Source organism: Microbacterium resistens NBRC 103078, assembly GCF_001552355.1.
Taxonomy (GTDB): domain Bacteria; phylum Actinomycetota; class Actinomycetes; order Actinomycetales; family Microbacteriaceae; genus Microbacterium; species Microbacterium resistens.
Genome location: NZ_BCRA01000056.1, coordinates 16438 through 39185, shown reverse-complemented (window position 1 = coordinate 39185; position 22748 = coordinate 16438). Strand labels below are relative to the sequence as shown.

The 22748-nt window shown below is 71.8% G+C and carries 19 protein-coding genes; 5 read left to right on the top strand and 14 right to left on the bottom strand.

Translation table 11 applies throughout. The features are described 5' to 3' along the window. Positions 1-213: acyl-CoA carboxylase biotin carboxyl carrier protein subunit (locus MR1_RS10680; RefSeq protein ID WP_157518032.1), on the top strand; the 213-nt coding region annotated here is incomplete at its 5' end. Between the two features lie 33 nt (positions 214-246). On the opposite strand, the gene MR1_RS19745 is transcribed toward MR1_RS10680, so the two are convergent. Together MR1_RS19745 and MR1_RS10670 are read right to left on the bottom strand one after the other, a co-directional pair. Next, the gene (locus tag MR1_RS19745; RefSeq protein ID WP_067246146.1) at positions 247-1176 is read right to left on the bottom strand and encodes a hypothetical protein; all 930 of its coding nucleotides are present in this window, start codon (positions 1174-1176) and stop codon (positions 247-249) included. Further along, entirely contained in the window at positions 1173-2612 is a 1440-nt protein-coding gene (locus MR1_RS10670; RefSeq protein ID WP_067246143.1) for an NAD(P)H-quinone dehydrogenase, read from the bottom strand. Before MR1_RS10670 ends, MR1_RS19745 begins: the two co-directional genes overlap by 4 nt. A gap of 106 nt (positions 2613-2718) precedes the next feature. Here MR1_RS10670 and MR1_RS10665 point away from each other — a divergent pair, with 106 nt between their 5' ends. Together MR1_RS10665 and MR1_RS10660 are read left to right on the top strand one after the other, a co-directional pair. After that, complete coding sequence (locus tag MR1_RS10665) at positions 2719-3549, top strand: purine-nucleoside phosphorylase (protein ID WP_067246140.1); 831 nt, start codon at positions 2719-2721, stop codon at positions 3547-3549. Beyond that, entirely contained in the window at positions 3546-5237 is a 1692-nt protein-coding gene (locus tag MR1_RS10660; RefSeq protein WP_067246137.1) for a phospho-sugar mutase, read from the top strand. Before MR1_RS10665 ends, MR1_RS10660 begins: the two co-directional genes overlap by 4 nt. 86 nt (positions 5238-5323) lie before the next feature. On the opposite strand, the gene MR1_RS10655 is transcribed toward MR1_RS10660, so the two are convergent. Beyond that, the gene (locus MR1_RS10655; protein WP_067246135.1) at positions 5324-6283 is read right to left on the bottom strand and encodes a type IV toxin-antitoxin system AbiEi family antitoxin domain-containing protein; all 960 of its coding nucleotides are present in this window, start codon (positions 6281-6283) and stop codon (positions 5324-5326) included. A gap of 237 nt (positions 6284-6520) precedes the next feature. On the opposite strand from MR1_RS10655, the gene MR1_RS10650 reads away from it, so the two are divergent. Both MR1_RS10650 and MR1_RS10645 read left to right on the top strand, forming a co-directional pair. After that, positions 6521-7111, top strand: a complete 591-nt coding sequence (locus tag MR1_RS10650; RefSeq protein WP_067246132.1) for a GNAT family N-acetyltransferase — start codon at positions 6521-6523, stop codon at positions 7109-7111. Positions 7112-7154: 43 nt separating this feature from the next. Further along, the gene (locus tag MR1_RS10645; RefSeq protein ID WP_067246130.1) at positions 7155-7877 is read left to right on the top strand and encodes a TSUP family transporter; all 723 of its coding nucleotides are present in this window, start codon (positions 7155-7157) and stop codon (positions 7875-7877) included. 78 nt (positions 7878-7955) lie between these two features. Here the strand turns inward: MR1_RS10645 and MR1_RS10640 are convergent, their stop codons facing one another. The 11 genes from MR1_RS10640 to MR1_RS10590 all read right to left on the bottom strand — a co-directional run bounded on the left by MR1_RS10640 (position 7956) and on the right by MR1_RS10590 (position 22654). Continuing rightward, positions 7956-9188: a Gfo/Idh/MocA family protein gene (locus MR1_RS10640; RefSeq protein WP_067246127.1), complete on the bottom strand. Its 1233-nt coding sequence runs from the start codon at positions 9186-9188 to the stop codon at positions 7956-7958. Between the two features lie 29 nt (positions 9189-9217). Continuing rightward, the gene (locus MR1_RS10635) at positions 9218-11428 is read right to left on the bottom strand and encodes an FAD-dependent oxidoreductase (protein WP_067246124.1); all 2211 of its coding nucleotides are present in this window, start codon (positions 11426-11428) and stop codon (positions 9218-9220) included. 31 nt (positions 11429-11459) lie between these two features. Beyond that, a complete protein-coding gene (locus MR1_RS10630; RefSeq protein ID WP_084344535.1) occupies positions 11460-13802 on the bottom strand; it encodes a hypothetical protein in 2343 nt (780 codons plus the stop codon). 78 nt (positions 13803-13880) lie between these two features. Next, positions 13881-14750: a carbohydrate ABC transporter permease gene (locus tag MR1_RS10625; RefSeq protein WP_067246163.1), complete on the bottom strand. Its 870-nt coding sequence runs from the start codon at positions 14748-14750 to the stop codon at positions 13881-13883. Continuing rightward, positions 14750-15697, bottom strand: a complete 948-nt coding sequence (locus MR1_RS10620; protein WP_084344534.1) for a carbohydrate ABC transporter permease — start codon at positions 15695-15697, stop codon at positions 14750-14752. Before MR1_RS10620 ends, MR1_RS10625 begins: the two co-directional genes overlap by 1 nt. Continuing rightward, entirely contained in the window at positions 15694-17073 is a 1380-nt protein-coding gene (locus MR1_RS10615) for an ABC transporter substrate-binding protein (protein ID WP_067246120.1), read from the bottom strand. Before MR1_RS10615 ends, MR1_RS10620 begins: the two co-directional genes overlap by 4 nt. A 34-nt stretch (positions 17074-17107) precedes the next feature. Further along, positions 17108-18091, bottom strand: a complete 984-nt coding sequence (locus MR1_RS10610; protein ID WP_067246117.1) for a LacI family DNA-binding transcriptional regulator — start codon at positions 18089-18091, stop codon at positions 17108-17110. A 216-nt stretch (positions 18092-18307) separates the two neighbouring features. After that, positions 18308-19180 (bottom strand): carbohydrate kinase family protein, encoded by an 873-nt coding sequence (locus MR1_RS10605; RefSeq protein WP_067246114.1) that lies wholly within the window; start codon positions 19178-19180, stop codon positions 18308-18310. Between the two features lie 17 nt (positions 19181-19197). Further along, positions 19198-19677 carry an Lrp/AsnC family transcriptional regulator gene (locus MR1_RS10600; RefSeq protein ID WP_067246110.1) on the bottom strand — a complete coding sequence of 160 codons (480 nt, stop codon included), beginning with the start codon at positions 19675-19677 and terminating at the stop codon, positions 19198-19200. Between the two features lie 29 nt (positions 19678-19706). Further along, positions 19707-21176, bottom strand: coding sequence for an aldehyde dehydrogenase family protein (locus tag MR1_RS10595; protein ID WP_067246107.1), 1470 nt, complete (start codon positions 21174-21176; stop codon positions 19707-19709). A 38-nt stretch (positions 21177-21214) separates the two neighbouring features. After that, a complete protein-coding gene (locus MR1_RS10590; protein ID WP_067246103.1) occupies positions 21215-22654 on the bottom strand; it encodes an APC family permease in 1440 nt (479 codons plus the stop codon). Positions 22655-22748 lie beyond the last annotated feature (94 nt).

The window sequence follows — 22748 nt, the reverse complement described above, 5'->3', positions numbered from 1 at the left end:
GGGGACGCGGTGAAGTCTCCCATGCAGGCGACCGTCGTGAAGGTCGCCGTCGAGGACGGTCAGTCCGTCGTCAAGGGCGACCTCGTCGTCGTGCTCGAGGCGATGAAGATGGAGCAGCCCCTGCAGGCGCATAAGGACGGGGTCATCGGCAACATCAACGCCGCTCCCGGCGAGACCGTGTCCGCCGGGCACCGTCTGCTCACGATCGACTGACGCGCAGCCGGGGCCCCGCCCCGGCTGCGCGACTCAGCGCCGCCCGCGACCCTGAGCGCCGGCCCAGGCGTTCCAGGCGACGAGCCTGCGCTGACCGAAGGTCGTGCCGAGCTCCGCCCGTTCCTCGGGACGGGCGCGGTAGTGGGTCAGCACACCCCACACGACCCAGGGATGGACGCGGAGTCCCGCCGGGGTGAGCATCAGCACGCCCGGCATCTCGCCCTCGGTGCGCGCTGCGTCGATCCGCAGCTCGATCAGTGGCGCCGGCGGGGTGCGGGAACGGCTCGACTCGATCCGCCGCGGCGTGATCTCCGAGATCGCGTCCCACGGCACGTACAGCGGGTCGCCGAGCCGGATGAGGGCGATGCCCGACGGTCCGACGGCCAGCCCCACGGGTCGCCGCCCGAAGGACCCGAGCCGATGCTGTGCGAGGGTGCTGCGCACCGCCGCCACGAGGAACAGCGCGGCCATCGGCACCGTGACGACGAGCGTCAGCAAGGCGCTGTCACGGCCGCCCAGGGCGATGAAGATCGCCGCCGGCACCGCCGCGACCAGCACCAGGGCGAGCACCCAGAACATGATCAGCAGCGGCAGCCCGACGCGGCGCTGCCGGAGGAAGTGCACCCACGAGTCCGGGGGCGCCTGCTCCGCCTCGGTCAGGACGACCGCGTTGACGAACTCCGGCTCGCCGCGGCCGAAAGGGCGACGAAGCCCCAGGACAAGGACCGCCGCTCCGATCAGCGCGAACGCGAGCGGGCTGAGCGCGGCCATCCCCGCCTCCGTGACGCCCGGCAGCATCGCGAGGGACACGCCGAGCATCGCCGCACCGCCGACGACGAGGAACGGCGACCGGCCACGGGCCGCCGGCCCCCACACGCTCGGCCAGGCGACCGGGATCGGCTCCGCCCGACGCCCCGCCTCCGCGGACGGGCCCGGAACGGCGGACGGGGCCGGCGTCGTCACGAGATGTTGACGAGGTGCATCGCCCGGGTGGCGTCGGTGATGCTGCCCGACAGGGACGGGTAGGCGGCGAAGACGCGCGAGACCTGGTCGACGTTGAGGCGCCGCTCCACGGCGAGCGCGATCGGATAGATGAGCTCGGACGCCTTGGGCGCGACGATCACGCCGCCGATGACGGTGCCCGACCCCTTGCGGGCGATGATCTTGACGAAGCCGTCTTTGATGCCCATCATCTTCGCGCGCGGGTTCGCAGCCAGCGGCAGCTTGAACGCGATCCCGTCGGCGGCGCCGTCCTCGACGTCCTTCTCGGAGAAGCCGACGGTCGCGATCTCGGGCGCGGTGAAGATGTTCGCCGTGATCTTCCGCTGCTCGAGCGGGATCACGATGTCGCCCAGCGCATGGAAGACGGCGGTGCGCCCCTGCATGGACGCGACCGACGCGAGCGGGAAGAAGTTCGTGCAGTCGCCCACCGCGTAGATGTTCGGGACCGAGGTGCGGGCGACGCGGTTGACCCGGACGTGCCCGGACTCGGTGAGCTCGACGCCCGCCTCCTCCAGCCCCACCCCGGTGGTGTTCGGGATCGACCCCACGGCCATCAGGCAGTGACTGCCCTCGACCACGCGACCGTCGGAGAGCGTGACCACGACGCCGTCCTCCGTGCGCTCGACCCGGTCCGCGCGCGACTTGGACAGCACCTGCATGCCGCCCCGCTTGAACACCTTCTCCAACACCTTCGCGGCGTCCTGGTCCTCGCCGGGAAGGACCTGGTCGCGGCTGGAGACGAGCGTGACCTTCGCCCCCAGGTTCATGTAGGCCGACGCGAACTCCGCGCCGGTGACGCCGGAGCCGACGACGATGAGGTGCTCCGGGAGCGCCTTCATGCCGTAGAGCTGGGTCCACGTGAGGATCCGCTCGCCGTCCGGCTTGGCGGAGTCGAGCTCCCGCGGGGACGCCCCGACGGCGACGACGAGCGTGTCCGCCTCGACGCGGTCGAAGTCCGTGCCGTCCGGGCTCGTGGACACCACGATCGCCCGCGGCCCGTCCAGCCTCCCGTGGCCGGAGAGGATGCGCACCCCGGCGTCGACCAGGGCCGAGCGCATGTCGTCCGACTGCTGGCGCGCGAGGGTCAGCAGTCGGTTGTTCACCGCGGCGAGGTTGATCGCGATCTGCGGCTTGAGGGGCTTGCCCTCGGCGCCCTTGGCGTAGAACTGCACGCCCAGGTCCGTCGCCTCCGAGATGGCGACCGCGGCGTCGGCCGTGGCGATGAGGCTCTTCGACGGCACGACGTCAGTGAGGACCGCCGATCCGCCCACGCCGACCCGCTCGACCAGCGTCACCTCGGCTCCGAGCTGCGCGGCGGCCAGCGCCGCCTCGTATCCGCCGGGACCGCCGCCGAGGACGGCGACGCTCTGCCTGTTCGCGAAGGGTGTCGAGGACATGCCCCCATTCTTCCCCACTCCTGCGCGCCGGCGCGCACGATCCCCGCCCGCATGCTCATCCGCGCCCGACCGCGCTCGAACGGGCACGGGGACCTAAAGTGATTGCATGGCTGACTGGAACAACCCCCTCGACGACCCCGCCGCGGATCCCTTCGCGATCGCCGCGGAGGCCGCCGCCGACCTGCACCGGCTGACCGGCGTCGAGAAGCACGACATCGCCGTCACCCTCGGCTCCGGCTGGGGCAAGGCCGCGGAGCTCATCGGCGAGACCGTCGCCACGATCCCCGCCACCGAGGTCACCGGCTTCTCCCGGCCCGCGCTGGAGGGCCACGTCGGGACGCTGCGCAGCATCCGCACCCCCGGCGGGAAGCACGTGCTGGTGATCGGCGCGCGCACCCACTACTACGAGGGCCACGGCGTCCGCCGGGTGGTGCACAGCGTGCGCACCGCCGCCGCCGCGGGCGCGGCCACGATGGTGCTGACCAACGGCGCCGGAGGCATCCGCGAGACCTGGCGCGCCGGACAGCCGGTCCTGATCAGCGACCACATCAACCTCACCGCCGACTCCCCGCTCGAGGGCGCGACCTTCGTCGACCTCACCGACCTGTACTCGCGGCGTCTGCGCGACGTCGCCCGCTCGATCGATCCGAGCCTCGACGAGGGCGTGTACTGCCAGTTCCGCGGGCCCCACTACGAGACGCCCGCCGAGGTGCAGATGGCGAAGACGATCGGGGGCCACATCGTCGGCATGTCCACCGCGCTCGAGGCCATCGCCGCACGCGAGGCCGGCATGGAGATCCTCGGCTTCTCGCTCATCACGAACCTCGCCGCGGGCATCCAGAAGACGCCGCTCAGCCACGCGGAGGTGATCGAGGCCGGACGAGAGGCCGAGCCGGTGATCTCCTCCCTCCTGGCCCGCGTGATCGGAGCGCTGTGAGCGCCGCGGCCGACCGCCTGGCACAGGCGCGGGCCTGGCTGCGACAGGACCCCGATCCGGAGACGCGCGACGAGCTGGCGGGCCTGATCACCCGGGCGGGATCGGGCGACGAGGCGGCGATCGCGGAGCTGGACGACCGATTCGGATCGCGACTCGCCTTCGGGACGGCGGGCCTGCGCGGCGAGCTCGCCGCGGGCAGCAACCGCATGAACCGCGTCCTCGTGGCCCAGGCCGCGGCCGGCTTCGCGGCGTTCCTCCTCGAGCGCTCATCCGGATCCGCCCCGACCGTCGTCATCGGCTACGACGGTCGGCGCAACTCCCGGGTCTTCGCCCTGGACTCGGCCGAGATCTTCGCCGGCGCCGGTCTGCGGGCGATCCTGCTCCCGCGGCTTCTGCCCACGCCCGTCCTGGCCTTCGCGGTGCGGCACCTCGGCGCCGACGCCGGGGTGATGGTCACGGCCAGCCACAACCCGCCGAACGACAACGGCTACAAGGTCTACCTCGGCGGCGAGGATCACGGCTCCCAGATCGTCTCCCCCGCGGACGCGCAGATCGCCTCGCACATCCAGCGCGTCGCCGACGAGGGCGACGTCCGGGAGATCCCCCGCTCCTCCGCGTACGAGACGGCGGGCGAGGAGGTGCTGGACGCCTACGTGTCCGCCACCGCCGCCGTGGCGCCCGCCCCTGCCGGCGCCGACGGGATGCGCTGGGTCTACACGGCCATGCACGGGGTGGGCTGGGAGACGGTCGAGCGGGTGCTCGCCGCCGCCGGCTACCCCGCCCCGTCGACGGTGGCCGCGCAGCTGCGACCGGATCCGACCTTCCGCACCGTGTCGTTCCCCAACCCCGAGGAGCCGGGGGCCATGGATCTGTCCTTCGCCCGCGCGCGCGAGACCGGGGCGGAGCTGGTGATCGCGAACGATCCCGATGCGGACCGCCTGGCGGTGGCCGTCCCGGATCCGTCCGCGCCCGGCGGGTGGCGTCGCCTGTCCGGCAACGACGTCGGCCTGCTGCTGGGCTGGCGGGCCGCCCGTGCCGCCCGGGACACCCGCGTCGAGGGGACTGCGAGCGCATCCCTCGCCTGCTCGCTGGTGTCGTCGCCGGGGCTCGGTGCGATCGCCGAGCGCTACGGCCTCGACTTCCACGAGACGCTCACCGGATTCAAGTGGATCTCCCGTGCCCCCGGGATCGCCTTCGGCTTCGAGGAGGCGCTCGGCTACCTCGTGAACCCGGACACCGTGCGGGACAAAGACGGCATCTCCGCGGCCGTCGCCCTGCTCGGGCTCGCCGCGGAGGCTCGCGGGCGAGGCGCGACCCTCGTCGACCTCCTCGACGAGCTCGCCGCGGAGATCGGCCACTACGCGAGCGACCAGGTCTCCATCCGGGTGGAGGACATCTCGCTCATCGGCCGGATCATGTCCGCCCTGCGCGCCGACCCGCCGGCCTCGTTCGGGAGCGCGGTCGTCGCGTCCGCCGAGGACCTTCTGACCGCCGGCGACGGCGTCCCCGCCGGCGACGTGCTGCGCTACCGCCTGGCGGACGGCTCCCGGGTGATCGTGCGACCCAGCGGCACCGAGCCGAAGCTCAAGGTGTACATCGACGCCCGTGCGGAGTCGGCCGAGGCGGCGCGGACCGCCGTCGGCGCCCTCGCCGACGCCGTCCGGGAGCTGCTCGCCCGGTTGAGCTGAGCGGCGCTGCGTCCCGGTTCGGGGTCCGTTTCGGTGCGAGAACGCCCCGACACGGGCCCCGACCCCCGGGAATCCGCCCCGAAGCGTCACGGGGCGGCGATCCCGAACGCGGCCAACCGCACGCCGAGGTGACGCGCCGTCCTCACGTGTGGCCATCCCCATCGAGCGAACCGACGCTGCGTGGTCCCGCGGATCCAGTCCTCGCGCTGCTTCTCCTCGTCGAGCACCGCATCCGCCGCCCTCCCCGCGTGCATCCGACCGTCGACGTACTTGATCGCACCGTCGAACTCGCCCCACGCATCGGCCTCCTCGATCCCGAAGTCGACGAAGAAGCGGCTTCCCGGACGCGGCCCGGCGACCTCGACCTGCAGTCGGATCCGGCGGAATCCGATCTCCGCGAGCCGGATGCGGCTGACGCTCTCACCGGGGAGCTGGGCTCGGCCGTCGGCGAAGGCGAGGACGCGACGCGCCCGCGCCCGCCCGTGGGCCGAGCGCTCCGCGATCTGCTCCGCCGCGCGGCGGAGACGACGCGCCCGCTCGGGATCGTGACCGTGGTTGCGCAGCTCGGCGACCCGGCGCAGCGCGGCGTCGGCGACGACGACCGCCTGCTCGTACGAGGCGGTGCGAGCCACATCGGCGACGGTGCGGGCCAGCGAGGTGCATCGGATGCCGTGCACGGTCTCGACCTCTCCCGCGGACAGCTCGCCGCGGTGCCGGATCGTCCCGCGCCCCGTGCCCGGTCGCTCCGATCCCAGTATCACGTGGACGCGCTCCGGGTCCGGTCGCAGCAGCGGCAGGCCGTGCAGGGCCGCCGCGCTCTCATGGGACACGACGACGCCGTCCGACGAGCCCTGGACGAGGGCGACGGCGCGCGCGGCCACGCGCTCCTCCGGGGACGCGGCATCCCAGTCGTCGTCGCGGACGTACACGCCCGGCCGGATCCGGATCAGCGCTCCGTCGACGGACGGAGAGCGGAAGCGGTCGCCGACCGCACGGACGTCGGCGAGCGCGGCACGCCGGTACAGAGGAGGGATCACGAGAGGCACGCCAGCCATCCTCGGCGCGCGCTCCCCCTCGTTCCCCGCACTGCACGCGATCCGTGGATCCCTCCCGATCCTTTCTCGCCTGTGGAGGACGAGCCCCGTGGCCGATTCCGGGGTCCGGATCCGCGGTCCGGGGCTCATTTCGGGGGCGTGTCGCACCGCGAGGGACCCCGAACCCACGGGGAGGACCCCAAACCCTGCGAAGGGCGGGGCGAGGGGCGGGGCCGATACGCTCGGAGGATGGACTTCGTCACCTCCGTCACCCTCCAGAACGACCTCGTCCGGCTGGAGCCGCTGAGCGACGCGCACGCGGAGGAGCTCCCCGTGGCGGCGGCCGATGCGGTCCACCCCTGGTACACGGTCGTGCCCTCCGCCGAGGAGGTCCCGTCCGAGATCGCCCGGCGCCTCGCGGAGCATGCCGCGGGACGCATGAATCCGTTCGCGATCCGCCGCGTCGCCACGGGACGACTGGTCGGGATGACGACGTACTGCAATCTCGACCAGCCGAACCGACGCGTCGAGATCGGCTACACCTGGCTGACCCGTTCCGCCCAGGGCACCGAGGTCAACGCCGCCGCGAAGCGCCTGCTCCTCCAGCACGCGTTCGAGGCCTGCGACGCCATCTCCGTCCAGCTCTTCACCCACGCGATGAACGGTCCCTCCCGCGCGGCGATCGAGCGGCTGGGCGCGAAGCTCGACGGCATCCTGCGCAGTCACCGCATCATGGCGGACGGATCCCTCCGCGACACCGCGGTGTACTCGATCCTCCCCCACGAGTGGCCCGCGGTCCGCAGCGGCCTGGACGCGCGTCTCGCCCGGCACCGCGCATGATCGCCCCGCCTCGCCTCGCCCCGCTCCGGCGGCGCCGATCCCGATGATCCTCGCCCTCACGGCCGGGTCCACGCTGCTCGCCGGCGTCATCCAGCGCATCACCGGCCTCGGCTTCGCCCTCGTCCTCATCGGGCCCGCGGTGCTGGTCTACGGACCGCTGGACGGGGTCACCCTCACGGTCCTGCTCGCCGTCGTCGCCTCGCTCTGCGCGCTGCCGCAGGCATGGAAGGACGTGGACTGGCGACGCACCTCGGGGCTGCTCGTGGCGGGCATGCTCGTGGCGCCCCTCGGGGCGCTGACCGCCGGCGTCCTCCCGGAGCCGGCGCTGCTGCTGCTGATCGCGGCGATGGCGGTGTTCGCGCTGGTCGCGCACCGCATCCGTGCGCTCGCTCCGGCGCTGCGCGGACGCCGCGGCGGCGTCGTGGCGGGGGCCGCCGCCGGCTACATGCACGCGTCCAGCGGGCTGTCGGGTCCGCCGCTGGCGGCCTACGCCGTCGGCGACGGGTGGGGCCAGACCCGCTTCGCCGCCAGCGCACAGGTGATCTTCGTCGGCTACGGGACGCTCTCCGTGCTGCTGCGGGGGCTGCCGCCGCAGCCGATCCCCGAGGTCGTCCTGCTCGCGGCGTGCACGGCGATCGGGATCCTGTTCGGCACCCTGCTCACGCGCAGCGTTCCGCCGCGCATCGCCCGCATCGCGATGCTCGCCTGCGCCTGGGCGGGAGCCGGAGTCGTCCTGGTGCGCGCGGTGCTCTCGATGCTCGCCTAGCCCGCGGCGCTCTTCGCGGTTCGGCATCGCCCCGCCCCTGCCTCGCCGCCCGCGCCGCGACGAGGCAGGGCCGCGGGGTCAGGCCGTCTCGGGGACCCGCTCCGGCGGCGACAGCACCGCGGGAGCGTCGCCGAAGTCGCGGATCGGGAGGCGTTCGCCGCCGCGCAGCGCCGACTCGTGCGCGACGATGCCGGGCAGCGTGTAGCGGGCCGCGACCCACGCGTTCACCGCGGGCATGGTGCCCGTGTCCACCGCGACGGCGAAGTCGTCGACGAGGAAGTGATGGGACCCCTCGTGACCGTTCGGCGCGCCGTCGAACTCCGCCGGCAGGCGGGATCGGTCGTGCACCGGTGCGCTGCCGGAGACGAAGGCGGCGCGCAGCGACGGCGAGACGTTGGCGAGCGCCGGGTCGTCCTCCGACAGCGACGCGTGGACCTCGAGCAGTTCCGAGACGTCGGTCACGGTCTCCTTGTCCTGCCACAGCGACACGGTCGCGAGCTGCTCGAACGAGCCCTCCGTCCCGAAGAAGCGGAACCGGGACTCGCGGATCGGCGACGGATAGCCGACCCGGCGCATCTCGTTCGTGCGCATGACGCCGCCGTCGGAGAGCTCGAACAGCGCCGAGGCGTTCGAGAAGTCGTTGCCGAACATGCTCACCCCGCGGTCGAACACGCCGTCCCCGCGGTCGTCGCGGACCCCGATGCAGCTCACCGAGACGGCGTGGACCGGGAGGACGCCGAGCACACCGCCGATCGCGTGGGTGGGGTACAGCATGGGCGGGTAGCTCGCCGTGGCCCGCCACTGCTCGCCGCCGCTGTACTTGTAGGCGTCGTAGAAGCCGAGGTCCATGTCGTGGACGTAGTCCCCCTCCGCGTAGAAGACCCGCCCGAACGCCCCGTCCGCGAACTGGCGCCGCGCGTACACGGTCGCCGGGTTGTAGTGGCTGGTCTCCCCCATCATGTAGGTCAGCCCGGTCCGGCGCACCGCGTCGATGATCGCCTCGATCTCGGCCTCGCTGATCGCCATGGGCACGGCGGAGTACACGTGCTTCCCGGCCTCCAGCGCCTGCACGACGAGCGGCCCGTGGGTCCACCGCTGGGTGAAGATCGCCACGGCGTCCACGTCGCTCGCGAGCAGGTCCTCGAAGGTGGGGAGGCTGCCGGCGAGGCCCAGGCGGGCGACCAGCTCCGCGGAGCGCTCCGGGAGCAGATCGGTGACGAGGATGTCGCCGACGCGAGGGTGCAGCTGGAACAGCTTCGCGAACTGGCCGGCGAACTGGCCGGCTCCGACGATGCCGAGAGAGAACGTCATTTCCTGATCTTTCCTTTCCGATGACCGTCTCACGCGAAGGCGCGGACGGCGACGATGCGGGCGTGCGGGTCGCCGGCGGTGGCCCGCACGACGATGCGGAGGGCGGCGACGGGACCGTGTCCTCCGAGGTCGTGGATCCGCCGGCGGCGGCGGTTGTCGACGATCTCGTCGACGACGACCCAGCCGTCCGCGGTCCGCGCCTCCACGCGGTAGTCGCGCACGAGCGTGAGCATGACCTCCTGGGGCGTCCGGTGGTGATGGAGGTTGATGAGGTCCTCGTTCGGGTCGTCGTCGAAGAGGATCTCGACGCGCCGCGGGGAGACCGGCTCCTCCCACGCGATCGTGAGCGCGGGCTCCGCGTCGCCCGCGTCGGCGGCCCACGCGTGGGGTCCGGCGAACGGCCGCAGAAGGCCGTCGGCGACGCGCTCGGGCGCGAAGACGTCTCCCGCCGGGGCGTCGATGCAGAACCCTCCACGCCCGAACGGACGGTCCGACCACTCGCGCAGCCGCTGCGGGCGCTCGTGGCGGGGGTCGAGCTCCTTCCACGTGAACGACAGCGTCCCCGGCGCGCGCTCGGCGGCGACATGGACGCCGAGCCCGGGGTGGGCGTGCAGCACCACGAACACGTTCGCGTCCCGCGGCGCGCCCTCCAGCTCCAGGGACACCTCGGCGTCCTCACCTGCGGGGACCTCCGCCGTCCGCGTCGCGAGCGCCTCGACGGGCACGTAGTTCTGCCCGCGGCCCGTGGAGTGGACCGTGTAGGTCAACGTGGCCGGCTCCGGCGCACGGAGCCGGATCCGCACCGGTTCCTCGGATCCCGTCGGGGGAAGGACGAAGCCGGCGTCGACGTCGAGGGGGTGCACGCCGACCGACGGCCCCGTGCGGAGGCGCTCGATCCGGCTCGTCGCCGAGATCCGGCCCGTCCGGACGAGGTCGCCCTCGCCGTCGTCCGCGAGGCCGAAGACCGAGCCGTCCGCGCGCAGAAGCCGCTGCTGGAGCGCCGGCGCGGGCACCTCGCGGGGCGGGACGCCCCGCTCGACGGCGAGCGCCGCCGCGGTCCCCGCCGCCTGCCCGATCGTGGCGCACGTCGCCATGACGCGGGTCGAGCCGAAGGCCACGTGCGAGGCGGAGATGTCGCGCCCGGCCATCAGCATGTTCTCGACGTTGCGCGAGTACAGCGAGCGGTACGGGATCGGGTAGATGCCGTCGGCGTAGGCCTGCTTGGCCCCGGCCTCGGTCGCGTACATGCCGCCGGGCGGGTGGAGGTCGATGGACCAGCCGCCGAACGCCACCTGGTCCGGCTGGTCCCGCTGACCGACGATGTCGTTCTGCGTCAGGACGTAGTCGCCGACGAAGCGCCGGTACTCGCGCTTGCCCGGGATCGACCCGACCCACTCCAGCGTCATGGTCTCCGCGTCGAAGCGGCCGGAGTTCTTGATGTGATCCCAGATGCCGTAGATCACCGACCACAGCTCGTCCCGGATCGCCTCGTTCTCCGTCACGGTGTCCAGCTCTCCGCCGAACTCGATCCACCAGTAGGCGCATCCGTCGTCGCCGGCGCGGATGATGCGGTTGTCCGGGATCGGGGTGGTGGTGATGTCCTTGGCGAAGGCGGGCGGGATGAAGCGGACGGGTTCGCCCGCGTCCTTCGTGTAGAACAGGAGCGTGCTCCCGAGCGTGATCGTGTCGGCGGTCTCCGGCGCCCACGGCTCGCCGTACTCCGCCCGCGCCTCCCGGCCGATCCGGTGCTCGGCGCCGGCGAGCGCCCCCACGAGACCGTCGCCGGTGGCGTCGATGAAGACGTCGCTGCGGAACTCGGTGAGGAGCTCGGATCCCATCGTCCACCCCGTGACGGCGTCGATGCGCCGATGGTCGGGCTCCCCGCTCGCCGTCACGAGACGCACATCGGTGTTCAGATGCAGGGAGATGTTCGGCTCGGCGCGCACCGTCTCCAGGATCAGCGCGTCCCACAGGTAGGGGTTGCCCTGGGGGTTGCGGTACTGGTTCTCCACGAAGAGCTCGCCCATGATCCCGCCCTCCCGTGCGAAGTGGTTGTAGCCGTGCGCCGTGGCGCCGACCACCCACACCCGCACCTCGGACGACGAGTTCCCGCCCAGCACCGGCCGGTTGGTGATCAGGGCCACCGTCCGCCCCTCCCGTGCCGCCGCGACCGCGGCGCACACGCCCGCGAGGCCGCCGCCGATCACCGTGAGGTCGGTCCGGCTCGTGCGCTCCTGCATCGTGTCTCCTGTCCTTTCCTGCGCCGTCGGCTCAGTCCTCGGTCGCGTCGCAGTCGCGGACGAGACCCCACACCAGCAGCGGCGCCCCGTCGAGCACGAGCGTGACGTGCCCCTGCTCCACCGGGATCGTCCGCTCCTGGCCGATCACGTCGATCACGCGGACCTCCTGCCCGGTCGCGGCCAGCCGCACCGGCGTCTTCGTCTGCCACGTGTCGATCCACGGCTCGGGGGACGCGTAGTCCGATCCCGCCCCGTGGTCGGCGTTGAGGATGTACCCGTCCTTCCGCGACCAGAGGACGGCCAGGTGGTCGCCGCCCTCTCCGGCGAACGACAGGCCGCGCAGGTCCGCGTCGGCGAACTCCAGCCGGCGCAGGAAGCTCGTGCGGTCGAACTGGCGCGCGGCCGTCGCGTAGGCCAGCAGCGACGCCTTGGGCGAGGTGTCGCGGTTCATCAGGCCGTAGTGGAACTCGGGGTTCGCGGGGTCGGCTTCCTGCGGGTGGTGCACGGTCGTGTCGTGCAGCTGGTACCAGTTGACGCCGTTGACCCCCTCGGACAACGCCAGCGCGAACGTCAGGACGACGTTCTCCGCCGCGTGCCGATGCGTGTCGTGCCACCAGGAGTTGGGTTTCGTGCAGGCGTACGCCTCGGTCAGCCACAGCTCCTTCCCGCCGCCCTCCTCCGCGATCAGGCGCTTGGCCTCCTGCACGGAGCCGAGGAAGTTCCAGTAGAGCCCGTTCGCACCCGGGTCCCAGTCCTCCACGGGCGGGGCGAAGTCGGGCGTGAAGTTCCCGCGCCCGGGGTGGATCGCGAGACCGTCGATGAGGTCCCATCCCCCGGCGTCGATGAAGTTGCGCAGCCACACCACGTCCATCCCGCCCGTGCCGGCGTTGAGCACCTTCATGTCTGATCCGGCTGCTCTCAGCGCGTCGACGGCGGGTCGGAGCCCCTGAGCCACGTACTCCGCGGCCTTGAGCCCCTGCATCCAGGGACTGTTGACCTCGTTGCCCACCTCGAACCACTGGGCGCCGGAGGCGATGGCGCTCGCGACGTTGGTCGCCGCCCACGCCTGGCCCTCCGCCGGGGTGCCGTCGATCGGGATGCGTCCGAGCTGCGTGTTGTGATCGATCCCGGCCGCGTCCAGCACCGCGGGATCCATGCCCTCGGTGTAGCCCATCGCGTTCCCCGGCTCGTAGGCGATGCGGACGCGGCGGACGCCGATCCGCTGCATGAGGGCGACGAGGTCCGCCGCGCTGGGCACGTGCAGCCACGGGTAGTTCGCGATGCCGAAGACGCTCTCGGCGCCCGCGAGGTAGGTGAACGGCGGCAGCACGGCGAGGGTCGTCCGGGCGAAGGAGCTCCCCTGGGGCGACGCGGCCACCGCCTCCACGAAGGCGATCCCCGAGGCCAGCGGCACGGCGAAGTCGGCATCGACGACGCCGCCCGGATCCACGGTGAACGACTGTGTGGTCGAGGTGAGCGTGCGTCCCTCGAAGTCCCGGGCGGTGAGCGTGATCGCGACAGAGGACGCCGCGGTCGTCCCGTTGCACGCCTGGGTGTGGACGGTCAGCGGCGCTGCGCCGTCGTCCCAGATGTTGAAAGGCCGATCGGTCCACAGCTCCACGCCGGTGGGACGCGCGGCGGCGATCGTCCGCGCGGCGCCGGGTCGGACGTCCGCGAGGACGAGCGACGCGGTCGTCACCGCGGCTCCCGCGGCGTCCAGAGTCCCGGGAGCGTGCACCCAGGAGGCGCTCGTGTACCGCGGGTCCGTCTGCTCCAGCCCGAGGTACGCACGGGTGGCGGCGAACGTCTCCTGGTACACGCCGCCGTCGGCGACCTCGAAGGGGATCCCCGCCGCGGGGCGCGTCCAGCGGTTCAGGGGCGTGTAGTGCTCGTCGTCGGTGTTGCCCACCAGCGTCCGGTTGATCATGAACCCGCTCGGCAGGAGCGTCGCCGGGCCGGTGACCTCCCACCGGAGGTTCGCCCGGCGTGCGGTGACGTCGACGGTCCCGACGACGGTGATCGCGGCGGCAGCGGCGGCCATGCGGTAGGCGAGCCGCAGGCCCGGGCGCCCGTCGGGGAGCGTGATCTCGGTGACCGTCGCCCCGTAGGTGCGCTGCTGGCCGAGTGCGGAGTCCTTCACCATCACGTGGGTGATCCGGATCCGCTCGCTGCCGCCCTCCTCCATGAAGGACAGGGTGCCGTCCGCCGCGGCCTCCACCCGGATCCCCGGGGCCGTCAGCGTGAACGCGGCCGCGGCGCGGGCCGGCGAGGCGTTCAGCGCCGAGATCGGGACGATGAGTCCGGCCAGCCCGATCGCGGTGCCGGTGAGGACAGCGCGGCGGGAGACGGTCAGGGACGTCGTCGGCTCTGCCATGTCTTGCTCCTTCGTTCGTCGGTCGTGCGTCGTCGGTCGTGCGGGTCGTGCGGAAGAGGGTGTGCGCTCGCTCGCGGGTCAGCCCTTGAGGCCGGTGAAGCCCAGGCCCGCGACGATCTGCTTCTGGAAGAACAGGAACAGCACCACCGGCGGGAGCAGGGCCATGAGCATGGTGGCGATGAGGACGTCCTGCGGCGCCTGCGGCGCGAGGTTGACCAACGCGACGCTGATCGGCTGACGCGAGGGCTCGGTGAGCACCACGAGCGGCCAGATGAAGTCCTTCCAGGCGTGGGTGATGGCCAGCAGGCTCACCACGGCGAGGATCGGACGGCTCAGGGGCATCGCGATCCGCCACAGGATCGTCCACGTGCTCGCCCCGTCCACTCGCGCCGCCTCGAACAGCTCCCGCGGCAGCGTGTCGAAGAAGTTCTTCGCCAGCAGGACGTTGAAGGCGTTGGCCCCGGCGGGCAGCCAGATCGCCCAGTACGTGTTCGCGAGGTTCACGTGCAGCAGCGGAAGGTCGACCACCGTCATGAAGAGACTCACCATGGAGACCGTGTACGGCACGAACATGGTGGCGAGGATCGCCGCGTACACGACGCCGCCGAAGCGCGGGCGGAGCACCGACAGCGCATAGCCCGCGGTGACGGCCACGATGAGCTGGACGGCCCAGGAGCCGATCACGACCCACAGCGTGTTCATCAGGTAGGAGCCGACCTGGAGCTGGCCCAGGGCGATCCCGAAGTTCTCCCAGCGCGGGTCCTGCGGCCAGAGGGCGAGCGGGTCCGCCGCCATCTCGGCCGGGGAGGTCAGTGCGCCCTTGAGCATCCAGAACAGCGGGCCGAGCCCGAAGAGGACGAGCAGGAGCAGGGTCACGGCGTGCACGACGCGGACGACGACGCGGGAGGCCCCCGTGCGGTACTCGTGGTCGGAGATGAAGCTCGACATCAGCGACTCCACCTCCTCGTGACCCGCAGGTAGACGGCGGACAGGATCCCGAGCGCGATCGCCAGGAGGAAGGACAACGCGGCGGCCTGGCCGTAGTCGCCGTTCACGAAGGCGTAGCGGAAGACGAGCAGCAGCACGGTCACCGTGGCGTCCTGCGGGCCGCCGCCGGTGAACACGTACGGCTCGGTGAAGACCTGGAGGGTGTTGATGAGCTGCATGAGCAGGAGCAGGCCGATCACGAAGCGCAGCTGCGGCAGGGTGACGTGCCAGACGCGGCGGAAGATGCCGGCGCCGTCGAGCTCGGCGGCCTCGTACAGCTCCGAGGGGATGCCGACGAGGGCGGCGAGGTAGATGAGGACGCTTCCGCCCATGCCGGCCCAGGTCGACTCGATGACGAGGCTCAGCATCGCGGTCGAGGGCGACTGGAGCCACGGGAAGGGGCCGGCGCCGATCAGCGCCAGCAGGTTGTTGAACAGCCCGCTGTCCGGCTCGTAGAACCACTTCCACAGCAGCACCGACACGACCGGCGGGATGACGACCGGCAGATACACGAGGAACCGGTAGGCGCCGCCGCGTCGGCGCACGGTCGACATGATCGCGGCCAGGACGATCGGCAGGGGGAAGCCGATGAGGACGGCGAGCCCCACGAACAGGAGGGTGTTGAGGACCGCGGTGCCCAGGAGCGGATCCGCGAACAGGCGCTGGAAGTTCTCCATCCCGACCCACAGCGGCTCGTCGATGAGGTTCGTGTCCTGGAAGCTGACGAGCAGCCCCCGGATGATCGGCCACCAGGAGAAGAGCCCGAAGATGAGCAGCGCCGGGATCAGGAACACCCAGCCCGTGAGGTCCTGACGGGTGAGCGCCCTCCGCGGGCGCGGAGGCGGTTCGGGGGTGCCGTCCGCCGCCGCCGGGGCCGACGGCGACGGACGGGTCTGGGTCAAGGTCACTTCGCCCCCGAGGCGATCTTCTGCGCGGCGTCGCCCTCGGCCTTGGCGAGCAGAGCGTCGATGTCGGCGTTCTCGTCGGACAGGACGGCCTGGACCACGGTGTCGAGGATGCCGTACACGGCCTGCGCCGCCGCGGCGGGCTCCGCCTTGAGCTCCAGCGCCGGCGTCCCCTCCTTGTACGGCGCGAAATGAGCGAGCTCGACGTTCACGAACGGCGCGATCGCCTCATCGATCTTCGCCTGCTGCGCCTCGTCGAACATCGGCATCGCCGGCACGCCCACGGCCGAGGTCGGGTCCTGGGCGAGCGCCTTGGCCTGCGCGGCGGCGACCTCGGGGTCGTAGGCGGGCTGCGCATAGGCGAAGACGAGCCACTTCACCGCCGCGTCGAGCTTCGCCCCCTTCACGCCCGCGGGCACCATGAAGACCTGACCGCCGGTCAGGGTGGCGTCGCCGCCCGCCTGCGGCATCGCGGTGATCCCGAAGTCGTCGGGGTTCGGCATGCCGAAGTTGACCTTCGCGATCTTGTAGGTGCCCGGGGTGCCCATGTACATGCCGACCTCGCCGGCGGCGAACGCCTTGATGACGTCGTTCTGGTTGTTCAGGTGGCTGGTGCCCATCGACTGGTCCGCCCAGCGCATGTCGGCCAGCAGTTGCAGGGCCTCCGTCGTCTCCGCCGAGTCGAAGGCGGGGGCGTACCCGTCGCCGTCCTTCTTCTCCATCTCGCCGCCGAACGCGTAGTTCATCATGGCGAGCTGCCAGCCGCCCTGGTTCTCCTTCGACTCGATGAGGAACCCGACCTTGCCGGTCTTGTCGTGGATCGCCTTCGCGGCGGCGCGCACCTCGTCCCAGGTCTGCGGCGGCGAGTCCGGATCGAGCCCGGCCGCCTCGAACAGCGCGCGGTTGTACACGAGCCCCTGCGCGTACAGCGTGCGCGGGATCCCGTACACGTTGCCCTCGTCGTCGCTCAGCGGGGCGAGCGCCTGGGGGTTCAGCTCGTCGGCGTGGTCCCAGTCGGCGAGCGCCTCGTCGATGGGCGTCACCTGGCGGCGGTCGATCAGGCCCTGCGGCTCGGTGAGCGGCACCTCGATGACGTCCTCGATGCCGCCCCCGGCGAGCTTGGCCGAGAAGGTCATCGGATCCCACACGTTGGTGGATCCTTCGACGGTGATGTTCGGATACTTCTCCTCGAAGTCGGCGATCATCTGCTCGAACTGCGCCACTCCCGCCTGATCGGTCGCCGCCGGCATGCCCTGCACCTTGAGGGTGATCTTCTCGTCACCGCCCCCGGCGTCGCCGGCGGGGGCGCTCGCGCCGCAGGCGGTCAGGCCCAGGACCAGCCCGGCGGCGAGGGCGCCGGTCAGGATCTTCTTGCTCACGATTTCTCCTTCGAAATGGATGCGGTGGGGATCGTCAGGCCGCGGGCCCGCTCGACGCCCGAGGGATGAAGCGGGTGGACACGACGTGCGGGGCCGACGAGGCCTGCGTGCTGCCCGGGTCTCCGGAGAGCTCGGCCAGCAGGGCGTCGGTGGCCGCGGCGGCGACGGCCTCGGGGTCGATCCGGACGGTCGCCAGGCCCGGGGTGGCCGTGGCCGCGAGGATGGTGTCGTCGATGCCGACGACGCTCACGTCCCGGGGCACGGAGACGCCCAGCGCCGCGAACTGCTGAAGCAGCCCCAGCGCCACGAGGTCGTTGTGCGCCACCACGGCCGTGGCCCCCGCGGAGAGCACGAGCGGGGCCGCGTGCACGCCGGTCTCGAAGCGCGCCTCGTACGGGCCGAACTCGACCACGTCCAGACCGGCGTCCGACAGCGCCCCGCGGATCGAGGCGGCACGCGGCGAGTCCGTCTCGTGCGCGTTCACGAACGCGCACCGTCGGTGACCGTACGCGACCAGACTCTCCCCCGCCTGCGCCACCCCCGGGGCGAGGTCGATGTGCACCTGCGGGAAGCCCTCCAGCTCGCGGTTGATGAGGACGACGGGGGTCTTGGCATGGATCTGCGCCAGCGTGTCCGCGTCGACGGTCGGAGACCACAGCACGAGCCCGTCCACCCGGGGCCGGAGGACCTCGATCGCGTCGAGCTCGGCGTCGGGGTGCTCCTCGCCGTCCGCGACCAGCACGGTCTGTCCGTGCCGGCGGGCCCGTACCTGGATGGCCTTGAGGATCGGCGCGAAGAACGGGTTGGTGATGTCGGGAATGATGAGCCCGATCGATCCCGAACGCCCGCCCCGCAGCAGCCGTGCCGCCTGGTTCGGCTGGTAGCCGAGCCGCTCGGCGATCACCCGCACCCGCTCCCGTGTCGACAGGTTCACGACCTCGGGGTTCGAGAACGCCCGGGAGACCGTGGAGATCGACAGGCCCGCCTCGGCGGCGACCTCGCGGATGGTGACGGTCATGCGACCCTCTCTCGTCGGTGAGCGGATGTGACGACCAGCATTGCAAACGTTGTCATTCATGTCAATGGCACGCTCGACAATGGCCCTGACGACACAGGGAATGAGCATGAGGTCCGGGCTGCGCAACGTTTTCATTCCCCGCAGCAGGACACCGCCTCGCGGTGCCCGGCGTCCCCGATTCCGCGGCCGGACGCGGACCCGGTGCGGGGGCGCTCGCTAGGGGCGGAGGACGAGGTCGTCGAGCAGCGGGTGCAGGTGGCGCGAGCCGAGCACGGGCACCGCCGCGGCGGCCGCCGCCCGCAGCGCCGCGTCGAGGTCCCGCTCGTCCAGGACCGCGTCGAGGAGTCCGGCGAAGAACGCGTCCCCGGCGCCGTTGGTGTCCACGACGTCCGCCGGCGCCGCCCGGACCTCATGGATGCCGCCGTCGGCGTCGACGGCGATGGCGCCGTCGGCGCCGCGCGTGCAGACCGCCAGGCGCGCACCGCCGGCGATGCAGCGGCGCAGGAAGAGCACGGGATCCGGGAGCCGGTCACGACTGCACAGCACCGCGTCCGCCGCCTCCAGGAACGGGCGGTGGAACGCCGCCTCGCCGTCGTAGTCGTGCAGGTCCACCCAGATCGGAACCCCCGAGTCGGCGGAGACCTCGCGGGCCGTGGGGAGCAGACGGAGCCCCTCTGCGGACAGGTCGATCACGATGGCCGCCGAGCGGGCCATGGCCGCCACGACGTCGGGATCCACGGGACCGTCCAGCGCCGCAGCGGCCGACAGGTACAGCGAGACGCGCTCCCCCGCCGCGGTCATCAGGTTCAGGTGCCGCTCGGAGGCGCCGGACGCTCCGCCGCGCACCGTGATCCCGGCGTGCGAGAGAGCGGCGCGGATCCGCGCACCGGCCTCGTCCGCGCCGACGACGGTGTGCAGATGCACGTCCCGGCCCAGGGCGCGAAGGCTCAGCGCCTTCCCGGCGCTGGTGCCGCCGAGGCTCTGCCAGTCGGCCTCGGCGAACTGCATGTGCGGGACCGGTTCGGGCAGGCGGTCCAGCAGGACGAGGGTGTTCCACGAGACAGGGCCGGCGACGAAGACGGAGCGCACACCGTCATTCTGCCCGCTCAGTCCGCGCTGGAGACCTCCGGCACGCCCCAGCCGTAGGCGAGCTTGTGCACCTCGAGCACGAAGAACGACTCCGTCGCGACCACCTCGTCCAACGCGCCGATCTTGTTCTCCAGGACGTCGACGATGTGCGCGACGTCGCGGCAGATCACCTCGACGAGCACATCGAAGCGGCCGCTCGTGAGCACGACGTAGCTCGTCTCCGGCAGGGCGGCGAGGGCGGTGCAGACCGCCCTCGCCGTGCCCGGCCGGACACTGACCCCGATCATCGCCAGCCGGTCGAAGCCGATGGCCAGGGGGTTCGCGATCCCGACCACCTGCAGCACCCCGTCGTCCTCGAGGCGCTTGAGCCGGTAGCGGATCGAGGACGCGGGCACCTCGAGCTCCTCCGCCAGGGTGGAGAAGGTCTTTCGTCCGTCCACCTGGAGCGCGGCGATGATGCGGCGGTCGAGGTGATCCAGTCCGTCGATCTCGTTCACGTGTCGAGGCTATCGCGAGGGGCCGGGGATCAGCGCAGCCGGATCACGCCGGTGCGCAGGTCGCTCATGTCGATGAGGGTGTGCTTGCCGCCGATCCGTCCCCAGCCGGTCCGGGTTCCCCCTGCGCCGCCGAAGGGCATGTTGATGTCCCAGAATCCGTTGCTCTCGTTCACGACGACCTGACCGGTGCGGATCTCCTCCACGAAGCGGTAGGCCCGGGCGATGTCCTGCGTGAAGACGGCGCCCTGCAGTCCCAGCGCGTCCTCGTTCGCCAGCCGCAGCAGCTCGTCGTCGGAGTCCGCGGACACGATCGGGACGACCGGGCCGAAGGTCTCCGCGATGCTCAGCTGCGCGTCCGGAGCCACGCCGTCCACGATCGTGAAGTCGTAGTACAGCTCCGTCGGGTAGCCGGAGGCGCGCCCGCCGCCGAGCGCGATGTCGAACCCGCGCTCGCGCGCCTCCGCGAGGTGCCGATCGACCTTCGCCGCCGTCGCCTCGTTGTTCATCGGGCCCAGGGTCGTCGCCGGGTCGAACGGGTCGCCGAGGACCGCCTCGCGCGCGGCGGCCTTCGCCGCCTCCAGGAACTGCTCCCGGACCCGGCTGTGCACGAGGACGCGCCCGGTGGCGCAGCACACCTGGCCCGCGTTGAAGTACGCGCCGCGGACGGCGGCTCGCGCGGCCGCGTCGATGTCGGCGTCGTCCAGCACGATGACCGGCCCGTTGCCCGAGGCCTCGATGATCGAGCGCTTGAGCCCGGCGGTCGCGACGATCTTCTCCGCCGTCGCGGACGACCCGATGAACCCGATCGCGTCGATGCCGGGGTGGCTGACGAGGTCCGCGCCGAACGCGCCCTCGCCGGGGAGGATGCTGACCAGCCCCGCGGGGACCCCCGCGTCCTCCAGGACCTCGACCGCGGCCAGAAGCGACAGGGCCGTGTGTGTCGGGGGCTTCACGACCACGGCGTTGCCGGTCGCGAGGCCCGGGGCCACGAACTCCGCGAACATGAGGACCGGGAAGTTCCACGGGATCACGATCGCCCAGGTGCCCACGGCCTGGTAGAAGGTCCACATCCGGATTCCGCTGTCGTTCGCCGGCAGGGTCTCGCCGTGCAGGCGCACCGCGTCCTCGGCGTGCAGGTGGAACAGCTGCGCGGTCTCGTCGATGTCGCCGTAGGCCTCGCTGAGGGGCTTGCCCTGCTCCAGGGTCAGCAGGCGCGCGAGGCGATCGCGGCGCTCGGAGATGAGGTCGCCGACGCGGTGCATGATCGCGGCGCGCTGCCAGACGCCGGTCCGGCTCCACGCGCCCTGCGCGGCACGGGCGGCGGAGACCGCGCGGTCCAGGTCCTCCCGGCCCGGCACCGCCACGGAGGCGATCACCTCGCCCGTGACGGGGCTGGTGACGTCGGTCGTCTCCCCCGAGGCGGCATCGACGTACTCGCCGGCCAGGAACAGGCGGGTGTGCGGGACCTCGACGTCGGCGGCGGTGATCTGTGCGGTCATGGTGATTCCTTTCAGAGGGCGGTTCGGGTGGACCGGGGTCAGGGTTCGGGATCGGGAACGGCCGCGCCGGCTCGCCGGCGATCGGCGGCGCGGACGAACGCCCAGATCACCACGCCCAGCGCGAGGATCCCCAGCGCGATGCTCAGCTCCAGGATCCCGCCGTACCCGGTGATCGAGAAGCCCGTGGCCCCGACGACGAGGATGACGGCGAGCAGGATCGCGAGGACCACCGACATCGGCACGAAGAAGCGCGGGAGGCGGATCGGGCGCACCGCGTCGGGGCGGTCCTTGCGCAGCAGGGCGAAGCCGGAGACCGCGAGCACGTGCGTGAGCACGTAGCCGAGGTTCCCGGTCACGATGATCGCGAGCGGCTGCTGAAGGACGACGAGAAGGACGACGTTGAGCACGAGCATGACGTTGAGCGCCCGCATCGGGATCCCCCGGCGATCGAGGCGCCCGACGGCGCGGACCGTCACGCCTTCCTTCCCCATGTTGAACAGCACGCGGGACGAGTCCGCCACCGAGGTCAGCATCACGAGCACGAGGGAGGCGATGAGGCACAGCACCATGACGTTCGCGGCGGCCTCCGAGCCGACGAGCTTCGCGAACGCCGCGACGAAGAAGGTGGCCGGGTCCTCCGCGATGGCGGCCTCTCCCGCGAACCCGCCGAGCGTGATGGGGACCAGGAAGAACACGCCGAGGCAGAACAGCGCCGCCGCACGGATGGCCCGCGCGGTGTCCTTGATCGGGTCGCGGTACTCGGAGGCGAACGTGGTGCACACCTCGACGCCGAGAGTGGTCCAGGCCATCACGTACAGCCAGACGAGCGCGGTGTGCACGCCCTCCCAGCCCCGGAGGTTCCAGCTGAGCTCCATCGGGTGCCACCCGCTGTTGAACAGCGGCAGCACGATGAACACGAACAGCGGGACCATGAGGATCGCCGCCGTGACGTACACGAAGGTCATCGTGACGCGCACGCCGATGGCGTTGATCGCGTAGAGGACGAAGATGACGACGAGGCCGATCACGATCGGGAAGCTGAGGTGGATCGGCCCGAGGTCGAGCTGCCAGGTCTGATCGGGGAACCACTGCGACTGGATGATGAGGCCGGTCAGCGCTCCGTAGGTCGCGAGGTTGGATCCCCACGGCAGCCAGTACCCGACGCCGGCGACCGGGGCGAGCCACGGCGCGCGCGTCTTCCAGGCTTCGGCCGCGAATCCGGCGATGCCGCCCGAGGACTCGGGGAACATGGTGGACAGCTCGATGTAGATCCAGTTCACGGCGAAGGCGATCACCATGGAGACGGCCCAGAGGAACGCGGCCCCCCAGCCGCCGAGGCCCGCGATCGACGCACCGAGCGTGGCGATCAGGGCGGCCGGCATGGTCATCGACATCGCGAAGGCGTCGTACCACCGCAGCTTGCGCGGCAGCTTCTCCTGCTCACCCGGTGCCACAGCGGCGTCGGCGGTGCTGCTCATGTTTCCTCCATTGGTCCCATGACGGATGCGGAGCCGGATCTGCCGTGTCTCCACCCAGAGGCAGGCAGCTTCGCCTGCATGACAAACATCCTGG

Coding starts and splice junctions, on each gene's coding strand:
- MR1_RS10590 (WP_067246103.1), bottom strand. CDS start 22,654: ATGAGCAGCACCGCCGACGCCGCTGTGGCACCGGGTGAGCAGGAGAAG.
- MR1_RS10630 (WP_084344535.1), bottom strand. CDS start 13,802: ATGGCAGAGCCGACGACGTCCCTGACCGTCTCCCGCCGCGCTGTCCTC.
- MR1_RS10635 (WP_067246124.1), bottom strand. CDS start 11,428: ATGCAGGAGCGCACGAGCCGGACCGACCTCACGGTGATCGGCGGCGGC.
- MR1_RS10665 (WP_067246140.1), top strand. CDS start 2,719: ATGGCTGACTGGAACAACCCCCTCGACGACCCCGCCGCGGATCCCTTC.
- MR1_RS10645 (WP_067246130.1), top strand. CDS start 7,155: ATGATCCTCGCCCTCACGGCCGGGTCCACGCTGCTCGCCGGCGTCATC.
- MR1_RS10640 (WP_067246127.1), bottom strand. CDS start 9,188: ATGACGTTCTCTCTCGGCATCGTCGGAGCCGGCCAGTTCGCCGGCCAG.
- MR1_RS10610 (WP_067246117.1), bottom strand. CDS start 18,091: ATGACCGTCACCATCCGCGAGGTCGCCGCCGAGGCGGGCCTGTCGATC.
- MR1_RS10670 (WP_067246143.1), bottom strand. CDS start 2,612: ATGTCCTCGACACCCTTCGCGAACAGGCAGAGCGTCGCCGTCCTCGGC.
- MR1_RS10625 (WP_067246163.1), bottom strand. CDS start 14,750: ATGTCGAGCTTCATCTCCGACCACGAGTACCGCACGGGGGCCTCCCGC.
- MR1_RS10650 (WP_067246132.1), top strand. CDS start 6,521: ATGGACTTCGTCACCTCCGTCACCCTCCAGAACGACCTCGTCCGGCTG.
- MR1_RS10595 (WP_067246107.1), bottom strand. CDS start 21,176: ATGACCGCACAGATCACCGCCGCCGACGTCGAGGTCCCGCACACCCGC.